We start from the raw sequence: 17,246 nt of genomic DNA on the forward strand, positions 1-17,246 counted from the left end.
TGAAGGGGAATACCTACAATTTTCTATGTAGATTATGGTGATCGCACTCTCGTCTTACATAAACCCTTGTATATATCAATGGTTGAGGAACAAATTACATCATGCTACTTCCCTTACTCTTAATCAATACCTCAACCCATGCCAGAGTTTATAAACATTACCATCACTATCCTTATATGCATAGGATAATCCTTCAGGCATATACTTGTCCTTGTCGTAGCCAGGTACATCATTTCTAGATACACACTCACCATTCTGATAAACTGCAATGACTTGATCGCTCGCTGGTAATGTCAATGGTAGAACACCCACAGGTTGGCTATTTCCTGCAATCACTTCAAACTGCGCGTTATAGAAGGTATCATATCCCGCAATCAATGCATCCGCCAATGGTTCAACATTCCCAAGAATCCATGGCAATGTCACGTTTACACTAATGACCACCTTCCCACCACGATTTTTAATGTTGTCTGCCACTTCTTTTAGATGATTCATACCAGTTAAAGTCGTTTCTTGATATAATGATCCATCCAAGGCTGATAATACTTTATCTTCACAGATATCAAGTTCTAATAATCCTGGTGTCGCATTGAAATAAGATCCTGATTTTGGATGTAAGAATAGAATCGCTACATCAGCTTCTTCATGGTTATCAGTTAACGTAAATTGGCCAAGCTCTTGGCATTCTTTTCTTGCTTTTTCAGTGTAGGCAGTAGCCCGTTCTGCTTCCTTGTGGAAAACTTCCACATATACTTTCTTACCTTCAAGCTTTTCAGTTGTCAAAGGTAATGTCTGATTTTGGTTTTTAAGTACGGTTACAGATTTTTTATGTCCACCATAAGCTGCATCCCAATGTTCTTGGGTGCTAACAACAGATGTAGCCAATTCTGGTGAATTATACGTACGGTCATCGAAAAGACCCAGCGCAAACATTTCTGTCAAAAGTCTTACATTCGCTTCATCGATACGCTTTTCACTAATCCACCCTTTGCTGACAGCCAGTTTAAGATTTTCAATATCACCTGTATCAGCAACTATATCTGTTCCTGCGTTGACTGCTTTAGCAAAACGTTCAGCCTCACTTAACTCTTCAACGCCCCAGCACATATTATTCACAATGCCACTATCACTATTTATATAGCCTTTAAATCCAAGCTTTCCTCTTAGAATATGATTGATGAAATAATGATTAAAAGTGAAACCTACCTCTTCAAATGGAATGTCTTCACCTTCAAATTCTTGAACCACACTCTTCTTGATACTTGGGATAGAATAATACGGCATGATAGACGATGTGCCATGTTCTACTGCTGCTCTAAATGGAGGCAAGTGATACTTTTCTAAACTTCCCGGCGTTGGGTAAAGATTCCACTTTCCTTCTGCATAATGGGGATCAAATCCATTTTCTCTTGCTCCACCACCTGGAAAATGCTTCGTTGTCATCGCAATACTATCTTTCCCTAACTCCTCACCTTGGAACCCGTCGATAAGGCGGCCAATCGCATCAGAAATAAATTCTGGATCTTCTCCAAACGTACCATATGTCCGTTGCCATCTTGGATCTGTAACGGTATCCGCCATATACATATAGCCTTTTCTTATACCAGTTGCATTCCACTCTTTATGAGCGATTTTAGCAAATTCGCTCATAAGTGACGCATCTCCGCCATTTTTAATCTCTCCTTGTGCTGCCGCTGCAAGTCCTAAGGTTCCAGGCCATGTAGAAAAAATACCTGCCGCATCATTCATACCAAAAATAGGTTCAGCGTTTTCATTTCTTGAATTAGACGTTACGATGACTGGTATACCTAGACGCGTTCCCTCAGCAACTTCATTCAGTTTATTAATCCACTCCGCCATTTCAGCTGGACTAAAGTTATCTCTTAAAATGAAGTGTCTTAAATGCCTATTCTCAATCGTATGTGTTGATCCATATACTTTTGATGACGCGAAAATATTTGTCCCTTTTTCTATAATAGCCTCATCCAGCACCCCATCATGACTAGTCTTCTCTTTATCTTCTTGAGAAAGCCCCATCCTCCGGGTATTGATCAGCATCATACCAACCTTCTCGTCGATATTCATTAATGAAACTAAATTCTCTGCCCGTTCTTGCGGACTTAAACGCCAATCCTTATACGGTTCTAACTTTCCACTGTTATTCAAATCTTTAAATTTTAATCCATCCACCTCAATGATGTGCTTGACTCTGGTTTCTAATTCTGGTTGTTTATCGTTAAACTCCATTTTAATCTAATGCCTCCTAAAGTTGCTCTTCTCTTAGTTCTACTTTCGAGATGACATGTATAGTGAATTTGTTATTACTTTTTATAATGTTATAATAACAACAAAAAGTTAAAATTAAATAGCATTTATTGCTTGAAATATTGTAATTCTTGCTAAAGAAGAGGATGTCAGTAAATGAAGCAATCTAATCTTATTCCAGTAATAGATAAAGGTTTTGAAATTAATTACCTTAGCAAAAAAAATAAATCTCATGGCTGGCTCAAGAAGTATAATGATTCAGACGAAAAGTTTTCCCAATTAGAGTCTCTATTCCAATTGCATAGGCATGATGTTCTTGAAGTTCTTGTATTTTTAGATGGGGAATGCGAATTCTTTTGCGAAGGAAAAACATATTTCTTAAGGAGTGGCGATGTAGTTGTGATCCCTCCTTATGCTGTTCATAAAGCTACTGTTAAAAATATGGATAACTATGAGCGCATCATTGTTAGCGTTAGTGAGCATCTAATGGATGATTACCTGTCTAGTTCAGCATCTTTGCAGGAAAATATTGTTTATCAAAAAACACAAAGTTCCCACGTAATACATCTGCATCCAAAGCATTCGCAGGAGGTCCATTCTTTACTTCATGATATGAATCATAGAATAAAAAATAATGAAGATAATTTTTCCTTTACATTGCATTACTTATTATTTCAGGTACTTCAAATTATCTTCGATCCCGCAAGTAGTATGCCCAACCTTAACAACAAGGAAAAGTTAGACCAAAGGTTCGTATCCATACTTGAATATATTGAATCACATTTGACTGAGCCGAATTTAAGTTTAGACAATATATCGAGGTATTTTCATTTGAATAAATACTATTTTTCCCATTATTTTAAAAAGAATATGCACCTACCATTTTACCGTTACGTATCATTAAAGCGTTTATCTTTTGCTGTCACTATGATTAAGCAAAATCAGCACTCCATAGAAGATATTGCCTTAAATTGTGGTTTTCCTGACTATTCTAGTTTTTACAGACTTTTTAAAAAGGAATACAATATTTCCCCAAAAAAGCTCCAAATGGAATACAAAAATTTATATTGAGATGACTCTGTCGTTGCTTACACGTGTAGATAGTAAAAAGTACAACAGACCTCATGTCACAAGGTCTGTTGCACTTTTCAATTATCCTCTACCTCAAAAAAGTGATAGAATGGTTCCTCCTCTAATTCTTGCAACATCAATTCGAAATCAAACCACTCTCGCTCTTTTTCGCTCATCTGCTCTACTTCAAATGTGATTTGCTCTTTAGAAGCAATTCCCTTGATCTGAAGGGCGCTATCTAGAACATTTTTAGATAGTCCTCGATATGAATATATAATATTTTCACCATTTTTGTTTGTAAAAATTAATTTCCACATAAATTGTGTTTCATCAGATGGGTCACTTAATTTTCCAATATGGAGGTTTGGTTGTACATAGATTCTCTCCATCTCGTTGAATGATTGAATATGCTTCTGACCATTCCACTTTTGCGTAATCAAGCCCTGTTCCGCGTGAACGCCCCGATAATCAGACCACATCATGTATTGAAAACCACCATATATGAAAATAATCCCTATAATAATGATACTCATAAGTCTTTTTCTCTTTAATTCGGGACTAAAGAGACGTATGGGTATTAATAAAAGGAGCACTAGTAAGAATCCAAGTGAAAGTTGACCTAAATTACCAGAGCTTGCTTCATAAAGTATGAGTTTTCCATCCGAAATGGTATTCCACTTCATATCTTCATATTTTTCATATGTGTAAAATATCAAAGGAAGAATAATGACACAAAAGACATAGATTGCTAACCAATGCTTGCCTTTTCGTTTCATTTCCATTTTGGACGTTCGCAGGAATTGACCGAGTATGTAAAGTGGAAGACTTACGCAAAATAAAGTGAAGATGGAGAAGGCCATATCTTCCTCGAATTCTATTAAACTGCCAAGAGCAAGCAATAAACTAAAGACGATAAGAAATATGCCTATCTTTTTTCTCATTTAACCACCTCTTACAGAATACTACGTGTTCCTAGCCAAAAAGATTCAAAGGTTAAATATAGTATCCTATATATAGCGTTGGTTGAAGCGGAAAGCAACAAGAACATTCACAGAATGCCAAAGGAGCCCTCAAGGAGCAGAAATTAACAACACTACATTAACCTCCATCCTAAAAAGGACTCTTTCAATGCCAACCTTTAAACTAACGTATCCACAAATCTCTGCATCCGTTTCATTGCCTCTTGCAACTGCTCCATCGATGTTGCATAGGAGCATCTTACATACCCTTCTCCACATTGACCAAATGCATTTCCAGGAACAACAGCTACTTTTTCTTGTTTCAATAACTGTTCTGCAAATTCATCAGAGGTCAGACCTGTACTTTTAATCGAAGGAAAGACATAAAAAGCACCGCCTGGTGTATGGCAATTTAATCCGATCATATTTAATGATTGGACGATATAGTTTCTTCTCCTTCGATAATTATTTTTCATATTCTCTACATTGTCAGCACTATTGCGCAATGCTTCGATTGCACCATGTTGCAACATATGTGGTGCACACATCGTAGTAAATTGGTGAATTTTTAGCATCACTTGTGTAAATTCTCTAGGAGCCGCTACAAAGCCTAGTCTCCACCCAGTCATCGCAAAACCTTTGGAAAAACCATTGATAACAATCGTTCTTTCATACATACCTTCAATCGAGGTGATGCTAGAATACACCTCATCATAGGTTAATTCAGCATAAATTTCGTCTGAAACGACGATTAAATCATGTTTTTTTACTACTTGTGCAATTTTCGTTAGCTCTTCTTCGTTTAAATAAGTCCCTGTGGGATTATTTGGGGAACATAATAAAATCGCCTTCGTTTTATCCGTAATTCCTTTTTCAATTTGTTCTACTGTTACTTTGAAGCCATTGTCCGCATTTGTTGAAATTGGGATCGGTGTTCCGCCAGCCATTGTAACGAGCGAGGCATAGGAAACAAATGCTGGTTCTACAATTAACACTTCGTCACCTGTGTTTAATAACATACGAAAAGCTAAATCTAATGCTTGACTCGCTCCAACGGTCACGATAATTTCGTCCTCTGCAGCGTAACTAGCATGAAAGCGTCTTTCTAAGTAAGCAGAAATCTCCTGTCTTAATTCCATTAATCCAGCATTAGCTGTATAGGAAGTATAGCCTTCTTCCAAGGAGGCGATCGTTGTCTCCCTTATATTCCAGGGAGTAATGAAATCAGGTTCGCCGACCCCTAAAGAAATAACATCCTTCATACTAGACGCTAGATCAAAGAATTTTCTTATTCCTGATGGTTGAATCTGCTTCGCTGTTTTTGATAAATAAACTTGATAATTCACGGAGATACCACCATTCTGCGGTCAGTATCATCTTTATCTTCCAGTATTACGCCATCATGCTTATACCTTTTTAACATAAAGTGAGTTGTTGTTGATACAACATTATCAATTGTCGATAATTTATTCGAAACGAATTTAGCTACTTCTGTCATCGTCCTACCTTCAATCGTGATCGATAAATCATATGTACCTGACATGAGATACAATGAAGTTACTTCGGGGAAACGATAGATCCTTTCCGCTACTTCATCAAATCCGACACCACGCTTAGGTGTTACTTTTACATCAATCATTGCTTCAATAACTTCTTTTCCTTCTACCTTGCTCCAATTAATTAATGCTGGATAACTAACAATAATTTTTTCTGCTTCTAATTTTTTAATCGTATTTTCCACATTTTCCACACTTGTATTCATCATCATTGCAATATCTTGCACTGGAAGTTTATGATTCTCTTCCAGTATAGATAAAATTTCAATTTCAACGTTATTTAGTTTCATCTGTATGCTCCTCTAATCAAAAAATCAAGTCTACCTCTGTTAATTATACTGCTTTTCATATTTTTTAAAATATATCAGCCGTAAAAAGTTGTCCGAATCATAGTAATCTTCGAGCTTAGGTTAGAAGTCCTCATACATTCTACTTCTATTTCATCGGTAAAAAATAACCATCTTGATCAAATCTCATTTCCTGCAGTTCTTCTAATACTTCTATATTCTTTTCGTTTTTCAACTCTTGAAAAAGTACTTCTGAAACATATAATTCACCGATATATAAGGTATTAGGAATTCGAAGTACTTTCGCTTCTTTAGGATTTATTCCCCAGCTTGCGCGAAAGGCTGTTTTCAAGGCATCTATATCGTTATCAAGAACAATTGGAATTTTAGCTCTATCCAAAAATGTACTTGTAATCACATTTTCATTCATCACTTTTATATCAATCTTTTCAAATAATCGTTTTGTCGTTAAATCCGCAAGCCCTATCCCCAGTGCATTCCCATGGCTCGCCTCACTTAAATTAGAAGCAATTAAATAGTTGATCTGAGGAGTTTCAGGTTCATCTACTCCTAATACGCGAAGGCGACCAATAATATTTGTGTCTAATCCCGTGCCACTATAATCCTTTCCCATTTCATCAACTATTAAGATATCTAATTCCTTTACCGGCAAGCTTGGCATTAATTCATAAGCTATATTAATCAGTTTTCTTTCCCGCTGTTCAATGTTCTTGGTTTCAATAGCTTCTATTATTGCGGTTTCTTCGTGAGCATTTTCCACAATTGCGATGCCGAATAAAACTTTCGATTTTTCAAGTACTATATTCCCAACTGCTGGCATCATGTCGCGTATCCCTTTAATCCCGTGTGAATGAAGTGCTAATGCCTGTTTATGCTTTCCCATCCCAATAGATGCCATTTTTAAGAGCCCACTTTCAATCTTACTACTGAAATCTGTATGTGGTTTTATCCGTCCCATTATAATAATTCCGTCAGCATCATATGCATATTGATCAATATATACAGGAATTCCTTCTTTCGTTTTCCCTAATTCGACAACATCCATCGACGAACGAATTTCACACCCCGTGAAATCCTCTGTTACTCCTAGGCTCTCTAATACTTTTATTTGACCTTCAGCAGAAGCGCCACCATGACTCCCCATTGCGGGAATGATGAAGGGAATCGCCCCTCTTCTTTTCACCTCATCTGCAACACTTTTGACAATGAGCGGAATATTGGCGATTCCGCGACTCCCTACTGTAATCGCAATCTCCATATTCGCTTTAATCTTCTCATCGATTTGGACGCGGATTACTTCTTCCGCTATTTTCCCTGCTATGTCATCTATGCTCTCAACTACTACATGCTGTTTTATTTTTGCCATTTTTGGAAATAACATTTAAATCACTCCCCACCTTTTGAAAAGATCATCTATTACTTAATAGAAAAATTATACCACTCTATGCATTCATCTATTTAAGAACATACTTGCAATAAATCAGATTTTATCACTCTTTAATCTTGTATTTTATACTATAATTTCAAGATCACTTATAAGTATCGGCAATCAATATAACCGCATTCTTCATACAGTTATGGGTTTACAAAAATGAGTTGTTGGATATATGGATGTTGATAGTTAAGTAGAACACGATACAGAGTCTATCGCTTACATAATAAGCTCAGCATCCACCATTACTCTCAGGAGATGTAATAAAAACATTCGTGCAATCATGAGTCTTTGCTTCGAGAAAAGGACTTTTTCAAATACTTCCCCTCTGTAAGCAACATCTGGACCAAAAATGTTGCCAACAATTTATAAAGACAATCATGTAGGTCCTAATCATAAAAGTATTGGTTAATACTTTTAAACTAACTTTATGTTTGTATTTATATCTCCCAATTCAATAAGTCTTTGCACGAGCAGGTTTTCTATATCTTCACTTAATAACATTTGCTCAGATGAATACGGGGCTAGTTGTTGACTTTCACCAATCATAATTGAATACATGGCATGTTGAAACATTGTAATATCATTCGCATCATTACCAAACGCTATATATTCTCCTTCTTGTACACCTAATTTTTGCAACCCACTCCACTTGTCTATGCCACTCGGACTTATATCTAAAACTCTCTCATTTCCATGAGAGTGAATAACAACATCAAGCTTGCTAAGCTGTTTGTGGATAGCTTTCATATTATCTGAAGTAAGCATTAAAATTTTTAAGATTGACTCTAATTCATCCAATTTAACGTTTTTAGCGCGTCTTTGTGGATCAAGATTATTCAAAATAGGATGGGTACTTGGTCCTGTATAGGCATAATCCCAATCCCCATCTATCAAATACGAAACATTATTACCTTTTACTAAATCGATAATATTCGCGAGTGTCTCCTCATCAAAGCTGACTGTTGATATGGTTTGCCCCTTTATTGCAACCATGGAGCCATTTCCCCCGATCATTGGGTATGGATGAAAACGCTCATGTAAGATGGGGAGTAAATCGCGTATTGGTCTAGCTGAAGCAAATATGATTTCATGCCCCTGTCCTACTAATTTTTCTAATGCAATTAATAATTTTTCAGAAACTGGCTGACCTTTAAAACATATTGTCCCATCTAAATCAAATACAAATTTCATTCTACGCCACTCCCACATCTTTTTATTTTTCTTATCATATCAATTTATTTTATAATGAAAAGGACATATGTCCCAAGAGGAGTTTTTATATGAAATATATTCTCGATTCAAAGCTACTTGCATTAAAACTACACGAATTTAATATGGAGAAAATATTTGACCAAGCAAAACAACTTCCGTTTACTTTGCAGAAATATGAACCAGATGAAATTATTCTATTTGAAGGGATGGAGGCGAAATCACTGTTATTTTTAGTGGAAGGGAAGGTGAAAATAACATCAAGTGTTGAAACCGGAAAGTCACTTTTACTGAGATTTGTTCAACCGTTTTCTATTATTGGTGATGTCGAATTAATTCGTGACGTTCCCGTCCAATCACAAGTCAAAGCAGTTGATCCATGCTTGTTGATTGGACTACATTTTAATTATATAAAACATCATGAGATGGATAACGCAAAGTTTTTACATACACTTTTAGAACATGTTAGCTATAAACTTCAAACTTGTACAACAGCTTCTCGTGTAAATTTATTAGCATCTGTGGAAAACAAATTTGCGAGTTATCTTATGTCTACATTATCACCAGATTCTGAAAATAACTTTGGAATAGAGATAAGAACTTCAAATATGAAAGAAATTGCTGATTTACTTGGCACAACATATCGCCATCTAAATCGAGTTATTCATTCTCTTTCCCAAAAAAATATTATTGAAAGAGATAATAGTTTTATTCGTATATTAAATTGGACTAAACTAGAAGAATTGTCCAACGGAATCCGTTATAAATAGCACTAGGATAACCCTTATTTCCTTTAGTGCTTAATACTTAAAATATGTTATCTTTATATTTCTAATAACTCTAATATATCCTTTATCGACTTCAAGCTTTCCGCAGACTCATTAAACCAATTTAATCATCGATAGAAGAGAAGCTCAACGTTTTAAAATTACATTTTCCTGACACTACTATTCTAATAAAAAAAGCCCACCTTAGTACGCATTGTTAAGAGGCTCGGTGGGTTTCTGTTACTTTTACTAAATCATAATGCGCATTCTTTACACTTTCAGGCCATTTTTCACCTGCGAAAAATGGTTAGGAATATTCCTAAAAAGGACTTTCTCTTTTCCCTTTTCGAGGCTATATTACGACGCGCCAGTTCATATTGTCTTGCTTCCTTCTGTAAGTCCATCATACGTTGTTGGATAACTTCTTTATCTATCCTAATCATTATAACCCTTGCTCCTTTAGAAGGAGCCTTTAATAACATTGTCAGGGAATGACACACACCATTCTTACTAGCCATCTATCCCTTATATATACTACTGAAGACTCCATTTTTTCTTGTACTGTTGATTCTTTGAATTGCTCATTTGCATTTTGCGTAATCATATTTTTTCCTCCTTTGCTACGTATTTTTACTGCTTCGTACATGTTGTCAATCGCCTTATCCGTTTTTCTCCTTCACACTACCCACCTTCGAGAGATTCCTTTTTCAATAGTTTTCTTTGCTGTTTCATCATTACCATCATCAGCACTCCTTCTCTTGTATTTATGCAACACGCAATGCGTGAAAACATCCATTTCATTAAAAATGAACACAAAAAAGCACACGCCTTTTTACATAAGCGTGTGCTCATAGAAAAGAACGGCTGACCATGCCATCCCCTTTTATTTATTCACATAAAAATAAAGATCGGTTAGGCACGAAATTACTATGCAATTATGATGGTTATTGTTAAAGTTAGTCATTTTCTTCGTACCTCCATTCCTCTTTATATTATCTAACTTCTTGAGGATATCATTTCCATTTCCGCATTGTCAATACTTTTCTAAATATTTTAAATTGATGATTTACATATGTGAAGTATCTCCAATTCAAATCAGAGGTATGTAATGATCTCCGTCCTTTTCTCCAGACACTGTAGATGGCGTATTTCTTTTAAATACTTTCATAAATCTTTTTCCTATAGTCTAATGCCAAACAAGTTTTCTTGTCGTATAATAGATGGAAAGGCATGTCTACTTTATAAAGGAAAGTTTTATAGATTGAAAAACTCAAGATCTTACGGATCTATTGAGAGAAGAACCTTCTTCGGTTCCTCTCTCGTTTTTATTTGGCTATTATTATGTTTTTAAAAGAAAGGTGCATTGAATTTGAATAGATTAAAAGATAATAAACGATTAAGATTGGCTTTAATACTTGGTATGCTTGCAGCACTTGGCCCTCTCACAATCGACATGTATTTACCTTCCTTTCCAACGATTGCAAATGAATACGGCACAAATGCTTCCCTTGTCCAATTTAGTTTAACGGCTTGCTTACTCGGACTTGGTATCGGTCAATTAATTATTGGACCAATGAGTGATGTTCGTGGTAGACGCTTACCACTAATCATTTTTCTGACATTGTATTTTGTCGCGTCTATCGCTTGTGCTTTTGCACCAAATATTTACCTTTTTATCGTTGCCCGCTTTACACAAGGTTTTGCTGCAGCAGCCGGTATCGTAATTTCACGCGCTGTTGTCCGCGATGTATACAGTGGCCGAGAGCTAACGAAGTTCTTCGCATTGCTCATGCTCATTAATAATCTTGCGCCGATTTTAGCACCAGTTGCTGGAGGAGGCATTCTTAAGTTTACAAAATGGAACGGTGTATTTATCGTATTAGGTATGATTGGTATTCTTCTTGTGATCATAGTGTCCTCAAGGCTGAAAGAAACACTACCACCCCAAGATCGAGTGCCTAGCAATATAGGGCAAACATTGAAAAATTTCCTATCGCTAATTAAGGATCGCCAATTTACTGGATATGCACTAACACAAGGCTTTATCACCGCAGGTATCTTTGCTTATGTATCTGGTACGCCATTTGTATACCAAAATATTTACGGAGTATCTCCACAAGTATTCAGTATTTTATTCGGAATGAACGGGATTGGCATTATGCTTGGTACACATCTTGTTGGACGACTTGCAGATGTCGTTTCAGAAACACGCTTCTTAAAGATTGGCCTACTTATGTCAAGCTTAGCAAGTATCTCTTTATTACTTGTTGTCCTATTTAATGGCCCACTTTTTGCAGTCGTTATTTCTATTTTCTTTTTTGTTTCTTCCATCGGGATTATTTCCACATCATCGTTTTCGCTCGCGATGGACTCACAAGCGCATATGGCTGGTAGTGCGGCTGCACTATTAGGCTTACTTCCATTTATATTGGGATCCATTTCTGCACCGCTTGTCGGGGTCGCTGGCGAAAGTACTGCTGTCCCAATGGGTGTTATTATATTTTCAGCTAGTACACTGGCCCTCCTGTCTTTTTATGGATTGGCTAGAAAAAGACAAAAAAGTGTTAGTTACTAACTATATTTAAGCACAAAAGAAGGACAGATAAAGCATATATTTTGCTTCATCCGTCCTTTTTTTCGTTATGATGGGCATTATCATAGCCTGATATTTTCCTGTCTTAATGAAACAGCCCAGATTCTTTAGATTTTTTCAAGAGTTTATTTGTTTGTTTATTAACCGTCTCTTTTAAAAAGGCACCAAATAGTTGAAACGCTATGCCCACACATGCTAAGTATAGGATATCAGTACCCACTCTTCGCCATACAATCCCACCTACTGCTTCACGCATTAAATCAATCGCATACGTAAATGGAAGTACAGGATTAATCCATTGGAAGAACTCCGGTAATAATGCAACTGGGTAAGTACCGCCAGATCCAGCTATCTGCAAAACAAGCATGATAATAGCAAGTGCCTTCCCAACATCCCCAAATACGGAAACCAGTGTATAGACAATAGACATAAAAATGAGACTGATGAATAATCCAAAAACGATAAACCAGAATGGCTCTTGGACTTTCACACCTAGGAGGACCATATCACCGCTTGTAACTATAAGCGTTTGTAGAATGCCAATTGTTATAAAAGTAAATAATCGTCCAAAATAAACTTCCCTCGCGAAGTAGTTGTCTTCATGCTTCACATCGACTGCAAGTAAAGAAATCAATAGCAGGCAACCAACCCAAATCGCAAGCACCGTATAGAATGGTGTCATTCCTGTTCCATAGTTTTCAATCGGAAACAGTTTGTTTTCTTTCAAAACAATCGGTTCCTCGAAGAAGGAGCGCTCCGCTTCTGGGTCGTTTTGCAGTAGCTCAATTATATCGCCGATGTCCATCTCTCCCTGTACTTTCCTGATTCTATCAGCAAGTTGTCGCACCTTATCGTTCACATAAGGAAACTCTCCAAGGATTTTCTCGATCACTTCTGTTCCATCACTTACATGCCCATCTGTATTATTTATGATTCGTTCTACTTCAGGAATAGTGGATTGTATCCCAACTAATACTTCTTTCGCGTCTAGTAATGTTTTCTTTGCATTTGCCACTTCACTAAACACCTTAGGTTCAATCGTTTCTTTATAATCTTTGATGAACGTATCCAATTTAATAGAAGTGCCAGCTGCAATTTGTTGCATGTCGTCAATCGCTTGCTTCAATTGCTGTTGTTTCCCTTCTACTAATCCATTGACATTTTCCACATTGTTTTGAACTTCCACTAAGGTCACCTTTAATGCTGCTGTTTTTTCGATTGCATCATCAAGCTCAGCTCCTCCGATTGGAGCAGAAGGTACCTCATTCTCCTCTTCTTCGGCTGGTGTGGAAGGCTGTGCATTATTTATATCTCTTAAATGTTTAAGATCAGCCTCAATTGTTTCAACTGTACTAATCGCACTATTCATTCTTTCGTTCATTTGTTTTTTCACATTTTCTAGTTCGGTAAAATCAAGGTCAACAGACTGAATTTCTTTTAAAAATTCATTTGATTCCTTAGATATACTTTGTACCTTCTGCAAATCCTCATTAATTTTCGGTGCCATTTCATTCAGCCTATTCTCCGCTTTTGTAAGAAACTCTGTTGTACTATTGATCGTTCCAAGTCCCTCATTTGTTAAGCGCTGAGCCTCTGGCATTAGATTCTGGGCTTTTCGTAAAATATTTTGTGCGGATGTTGCATCTGTTAATGATTCCTTTAGCTTCTGATTAATTTCTGGCAGGTTTGCTTCTACATCAAAAATATACTGTTCAAACCTTTTAATATCTGGTAAGTCGTTTTCAATTTCAATACCGAGATCATTAAACAAGTCAAAAATGACACCGTTAACTGTGGAAACAAACTGTCCACTCATTTTTTCCACAATGACACTTGCACCTTTTCCAGTAATTTTTGGCGCGATGGAATTGATTTTTTCATTCACATAATATTCCATTGTCGCCTTCTCAGGTTTGTCCGAGATAACAGAGGCAAGCTTTTCAGAAAAGTCCTTAGGAATAATAATCACGGAAAAGTAATCACCGTATTCCAGTTTCTCCATCGCCTTTTTCCGATTTGTAAACTCCCAACCCATGTCCTTATTCGTCTTTAACGTCTTTACGAGCTCTTTTCCAGCATCAATTTGATTATCTCGCACTGTTGCTCCAACATCTTCATTTACGACCGCCACCGGCATTTGATCAGTCTGCGAATAAGGATCCCACGAAGCGATGATATTGAGCCATGCATAAAGGGAGGGGAGAAAAATTAATCCGCCAATCAGAACGGCAGCAACCCAATTTTTACTTATGTTTTTAACATCAGAGGTAAATATTTTCCATATATTTCTCATGCAATCTTCCTTTGCTATTATGTCACAATAATGTACATCCAATAAATTCTAGATGTCACTATTTATCGGTTATCGTATAGAGTAACATAATTAGACATAATAAAAAAATAGACGAGAACTTTCTTTTTCTAACTGAATACGCCTAGGCATAATTAATGAGACAAACTGTTATCGTGCGGGTTATCTAAGATAAAAGAGAGGATACGCTCGTTTAAGAGTGAAGAAGCGTAGATTAATGTTTAATAAGCTTCACCTCAGCCCGCCCATTCTTAGCATCCGTTCCGACTAATTTCAATACTGGACGACCTGTATTAAACGTCATCAGCCGAGAACCCTCTGAGCAAGACGTTGTTTCTTCAAAAAGTTGATTATCAAGTGACATAGAAAGTTTACCTTGCTCAGTTTCTAACTTGTAAACTACTTCATATGTCTGATTCCGTTGAACTAGGAAATTCCGCCCAATGTACGTATTAAACAATTTAAATGAGATACTTACTTTTTTTACACCTAAGTATTTAGTGCCAAGAAATAACTTTTTGGGGGATTTTGCTATTTTAATAGCTAGAGTTGCAAAGCCTATTATTACAACTAAAAAAATAATAATAACCATTGTATAGTACATAATATCTTTCATGTTGTTAAAACTCCTTTTTAATTTTCAGATCAATATTATAAAGATAATTTTTACATAACTGCTAGTTTATTCAATTATAAGTGCTTTACAATCTCTTTCAACTAAAGTCAATGCCATTATGAGGCCTCTTCTAAGCAATCTCAAATTCTAGAAAAGCAAGGGTTCAAAGTTTTCTCAGTCTTAGCTATCAATTTCTTCCCACATATACAGGAGTTTTTGTGAGATAATTGTGCATTTCTAATTTCCATATGAAAAAGCCCTTCCCAGATATTTTTAGGAAAGGGCTGTAAACTTAGATAGGAATACAAGATAAATACCTAAGATTTATGCTGAATGACATTTGGATTATTTCACTTTCTTTCCTTACCCCAATTTATAATAATTCCCGCGCTAATAATCGATAAACATTGAGACGTTTCTCTTGTGAATGGGGAATGCTAATAATCATCGCTTCGTCAAATCCGTATTGCTTCTGTTCTTTTTGTAGCATCGTTGCAATTTCTTTCGCATCTCCAACTAAATGGATTTTCCGATTTTCTTTAATGGTCATACGATCCATTTCCGTTAATGGATATTCATTGGCCTCCTCAGGGGTCATGATTGGAGCGATCCTTCCCTTCATAAATAATAAACGCCAAATATCTTGAGGCATTGCTTCGAATTCAGCTTCCTCTTTTGTTTCCGCTGTTGTTACCATATAAGAAACATTGATTTCTGGTTTCTCCATAAAAACAGAAGGTTGAAAGTTCTTTTTATAAGCATCCAAAATTTGTTTAGATAGCTCGCCATTGAAAAACTGTGCAAATGAATATCCGACGCCTCTTATCCCTGCCTGAATGGCGCTATTGCCAGTAGAACCTAACAGCCAAGCCTTTGGTAAAACGACTTGAGATGGGGTAGCGATGGTTTGATTATACAAGTCATCTATAGGTACTTCATCATTAATGAACTGTAATGCCGTATCAAATTTTTCATACATATTATGCAGTAGCGGCTGACGTCCTTCAGATAAGGCATAGATAGAACGCTGATCCCCGCCCGGAGCTCGACCAACACCAAAATCAATTCTGCCTGGAGAAAAGGCGCTTAACGTTTTAAATACCTCAGCTAATTTTAATGGGGAATAATGCATCATCATTACTCCTCCAGTGCCGATTCGTATTTTACTCGTTTTAGCAGCCAAATGAGCTGCTATCACTTCCGGAGCTGAACTTGCAAAACCGTTGGTTCCATGATGTTCTGCCATCCACATTCGATAATAACCTAATTCTTCTCCTAAAATAGCCAACTCTTCTGCCTTTTTCAAAGCATCTACAGCCTTATTTCCCTTCGTAATAGGGGCTTGGTCCAAAATACTTAATCTCATTTGTCCATATCCTTTCCGTCATTTTATTCCTATTGTAAGTCGAGTTTCTTTAATCACTCTTAATTGTTAAATCTTATTCAATGCATCTGAGATTAAATCTTCACCAGATACAAGATCAAATGAGCGGTTAAAAGTATTTTCCATCGTTAAAGCAGTAATAATTGTTTGTGCTACATCCTCACGTGGAATCGAGGCAGCATCTAAATCTTCCGCAATTGAAACCTTTCCAGTACCTGGCTCATTTAGTAATCCACCAGGGCGAATGATTGTATAAGTTAAGCCGCTTTGTTCAAGGATTTTGTCCGCGTGATGTTTGGCAACCATATAAGGTTTAATACTGTTCCACTTTTCTCTCCTATGGGCATGAATCGCACTCACCATCATAAAGCGCTTGATGCCTATTTTCTGAGCAGCTTCTACCGTTTTAGCTGCACCGTCCAAATCGATTAAAAGCGTTTTATCAGCACCTGTATGTCCGCCAGATCCCGCAGTGAAGATAATAGCATCGCAGCCTTTTGCAGCTTTTGCAATATCGTCCATAGTTCCTTCCAAGTCTGCTAATCTCGTTTCTATACCTAACTTTTCAAAAGCTTCCGCTTGTTCTTTCTTTCTAACCATCGCTCTCACTGTATGTTCCTTACTCTTTTTTAATAGATTGACTAGATGTTCTCCAATCTGTCCGTTTGCTCCAACAATGAAAACTTTCATAAATGATCAAGCTCCCTCACTTTTATATTAGATATCTTTTACTTCATTGGAATTACGTAAAAAACCTTACTTTTCTTATCAC

General features: G+C 36.6%; 14 protein-coding genes. 3 read left to right on the forward strand and 11 right to left on the reverse strand.

Annotated features, from left to right (window positions below; all coding sequences use genetic code 11):
* Positions 1-123: 123 nt before the first annotated feature.
* On the reverse strand, positions 124-2,247 hold the full coding sequence (locus tag BLE01S_RS16900) for a glycoside hydrolase family 3 protein (protein WP_066145054.1): 2,124 nt from the start codon (positions 2,245-2,247) through the stop codon (positions 124-126).
* Between the two features lie 174 nt (positions 2,248-2,421).
* On the opposite strand from BLE01S_RS16900, the gene BLE01S_RS16905 reads away from it, so the two are divergent.
* A complete protein-coding gene (locus BLE01S_RS16905; RefSeq protein WP_066145056.1) occupies positions 2,422-3,336 on the forward strand; it encodes a helix-turn-helix domain-containing protein in 915 nt (304 codons plus the stop codon).
* 77 nt (positions 3,337-3,413) lie between these two features.
* Here the strand turns inward: BLE01S_RS16905 and BLE01S_RS16910 are convergent, their stop codons facing one another.
* From BLE01S_RS16910 to BLE01S_RS16930, 5 genes are all read right to left on the reverse strand, one after another.
* Positions 3,414-4,277 (reverse strand): hypothetical protein, encoded by an 864-nt coding sequence (locus BLE01S_RS16910; protein ID WP_066145059.1) that lies wholly within the window; start codon positions 4,275-4,277, stop codon positions 3,414-3,416.
* Between the two features lie 197 nt (positions 4,278-4,474).
* Complete coding sequence (locus BLE01S_RS16915) at positions 4,475-5,647, reverse strand: aminotransferase (RefSeq protein ID WP_082788793.1); 1,173 nt, start codon at positions 5,645-5,647, stop codon at positions 4,475-4,477.
* Positions 5,638-6,141 carry an Lrp/AsnC family transcriptional regulator gene (locus BLE01S_RS16920; protein ID WP_066145063.1) on the reverse strand — a complete coding sequence of 168 codons (504 nt, stop codon included), beginning with the start codon at positions 6,139-6,141 and terminating at the stop codon, positions 5,638-5,640. Before BLE01S_RS16920 ends, BLE01S_RS16915 begins: the two co-directional genes overlap by 10 nt.
* Positions 6,142-6,286: 145 nt before the next feature.
* Positions 6,287-7,540 carry a nickel pincer cofactor-dependent isomerase, group 22 gene (locus BLE01S_RS16925; RefSeq protein WP_066145065.1) on the reverse strand — a complete coding sequence of 418 codons (1,254 nt, stop codon included), beginning with the start codon at positions 7,538-7,540 and terminating at the stop codon, positions 6,287-6,289.
* A 468-nt stretch (positions 7,541-8,008) separates the two neighbouring features.
* Entirely contained in the window at positions 8,009-8,785 is a 777-nt protein-coding gene (locus BLE01S_RS16930; RefSeq protein WP_066145067.1) for an HAD-IIB family hydrolase, read from the reverse strand.
* A gap of 89 nt (positions 8,786-8,874) precedes the next feature.
* Here BLE01S_RS16930 and BLE01S_RS16935 point away from each other — a divergent pair, with 89 nt between their 5' ends.
* Entirely contained in the window at positions 8,875-9,573 is a 699-nt protein-coding gene (locus tag BLE01S_RS16935; protein ID WP_066145069.1) for a Crp/Fnr family transcriptional regulator, read from the forward strand.
* Between the two features lie 287 nt (positions 9,574-9,860).
* On the opposite strand, the gene BLE01S_RS20885 is transcribed toward BLE01S_RS16935, so the two are convergent.
* Positions 9,861-10,013, reverse strand: a complete 153-nt coding sequence (locus BLE01S_RS20885; protein ID WP_157419508.1) for a hypothetical protein — start codon at positions 10,011-10,013, stop codon at positions 9,861-9,863.
* Positions 10,014-10,939: 926 nt separating this feature from the next.
* On the opposite strand from BLE01S_RS20885, the gene BLE01S_RS16940 reads away from it, so the two are divergent.
* On the forward strand, positions 10,940-12,145 hold the full coding sequence (locus BLE01S_RS16940) for a Bcr/CflA family multidrug efflux MFS transporter (RefSeq protein ID WP_082788794.1): 1,206 nt from the start codon (positions 10,940-10,942) through the stop codon (positions 12,143-12,145).
* Between the two features lie 103 nt (positions 12,146-12,248).
* Here the strand turns inward: BLE01S_RS16940 and BLE01S_RS16945 are convergent, their stop codons facing one another.
* From BLE01S_RS16945 to BLE01S_RS16960, 4 genes are all read right to left on the reverse strand, one after another.
* Entirely contained in the window at positions 12,249-14,456 is a 2,208-nt protein-coding gene (locus BLE01S_RS16945) for a YhgE/Pip domain-containing protein (protein ID WP_174521742.1), read from the reverse strand.
* 232 nt (positions 14,457-14,688) lie between these two features.
* A complete protein-coding gene (locus BLE01S_RS16950; RefSeq protein WP_066145071.1) occupies positions 14,689-15,090 on the reverse strand; it encodes a hypothetical protein in 402 nt (133 codons plus the stop codon).
* A gap of 373 nt (positions 15,091-15,463) precedes the next feature.
* Complete coding sequence (locus BLE01S_RS16955; RefSeq protein ID WP_066145073.1) at positions 15,464-16,456, reverse strand: LLM class flavin-dependent oxidoreductase; 993 nt, start codon at positions 16,454-16,456, stop codon at positions 15,464-15,466.
* Between the two features lie 66 nt (positions 16,457-16,522).
* Positions 16,523-17,164, reverse strand: a complete 642-nt coding sequence (locus BLE01S_RS16960) for an SDR family oxidoreductase (protein WP_066145075.1) — start codon at positions 17,162-17,164, stop codon at positions 16,523-16,525.
* Between the last annotated feature and the right edge of the window lie 82 nt (positions 17,165-17,246).

This window comes from Lederbergia lenta NBRC 16444 (assembly GCF_001591545.1).
Classification (GTDB): domain Bacteria; phylum Bacillota; class Bacilli; order Bacillales; family Bacillaceae_C; genus Lederbergia; species Lederbergia lenta.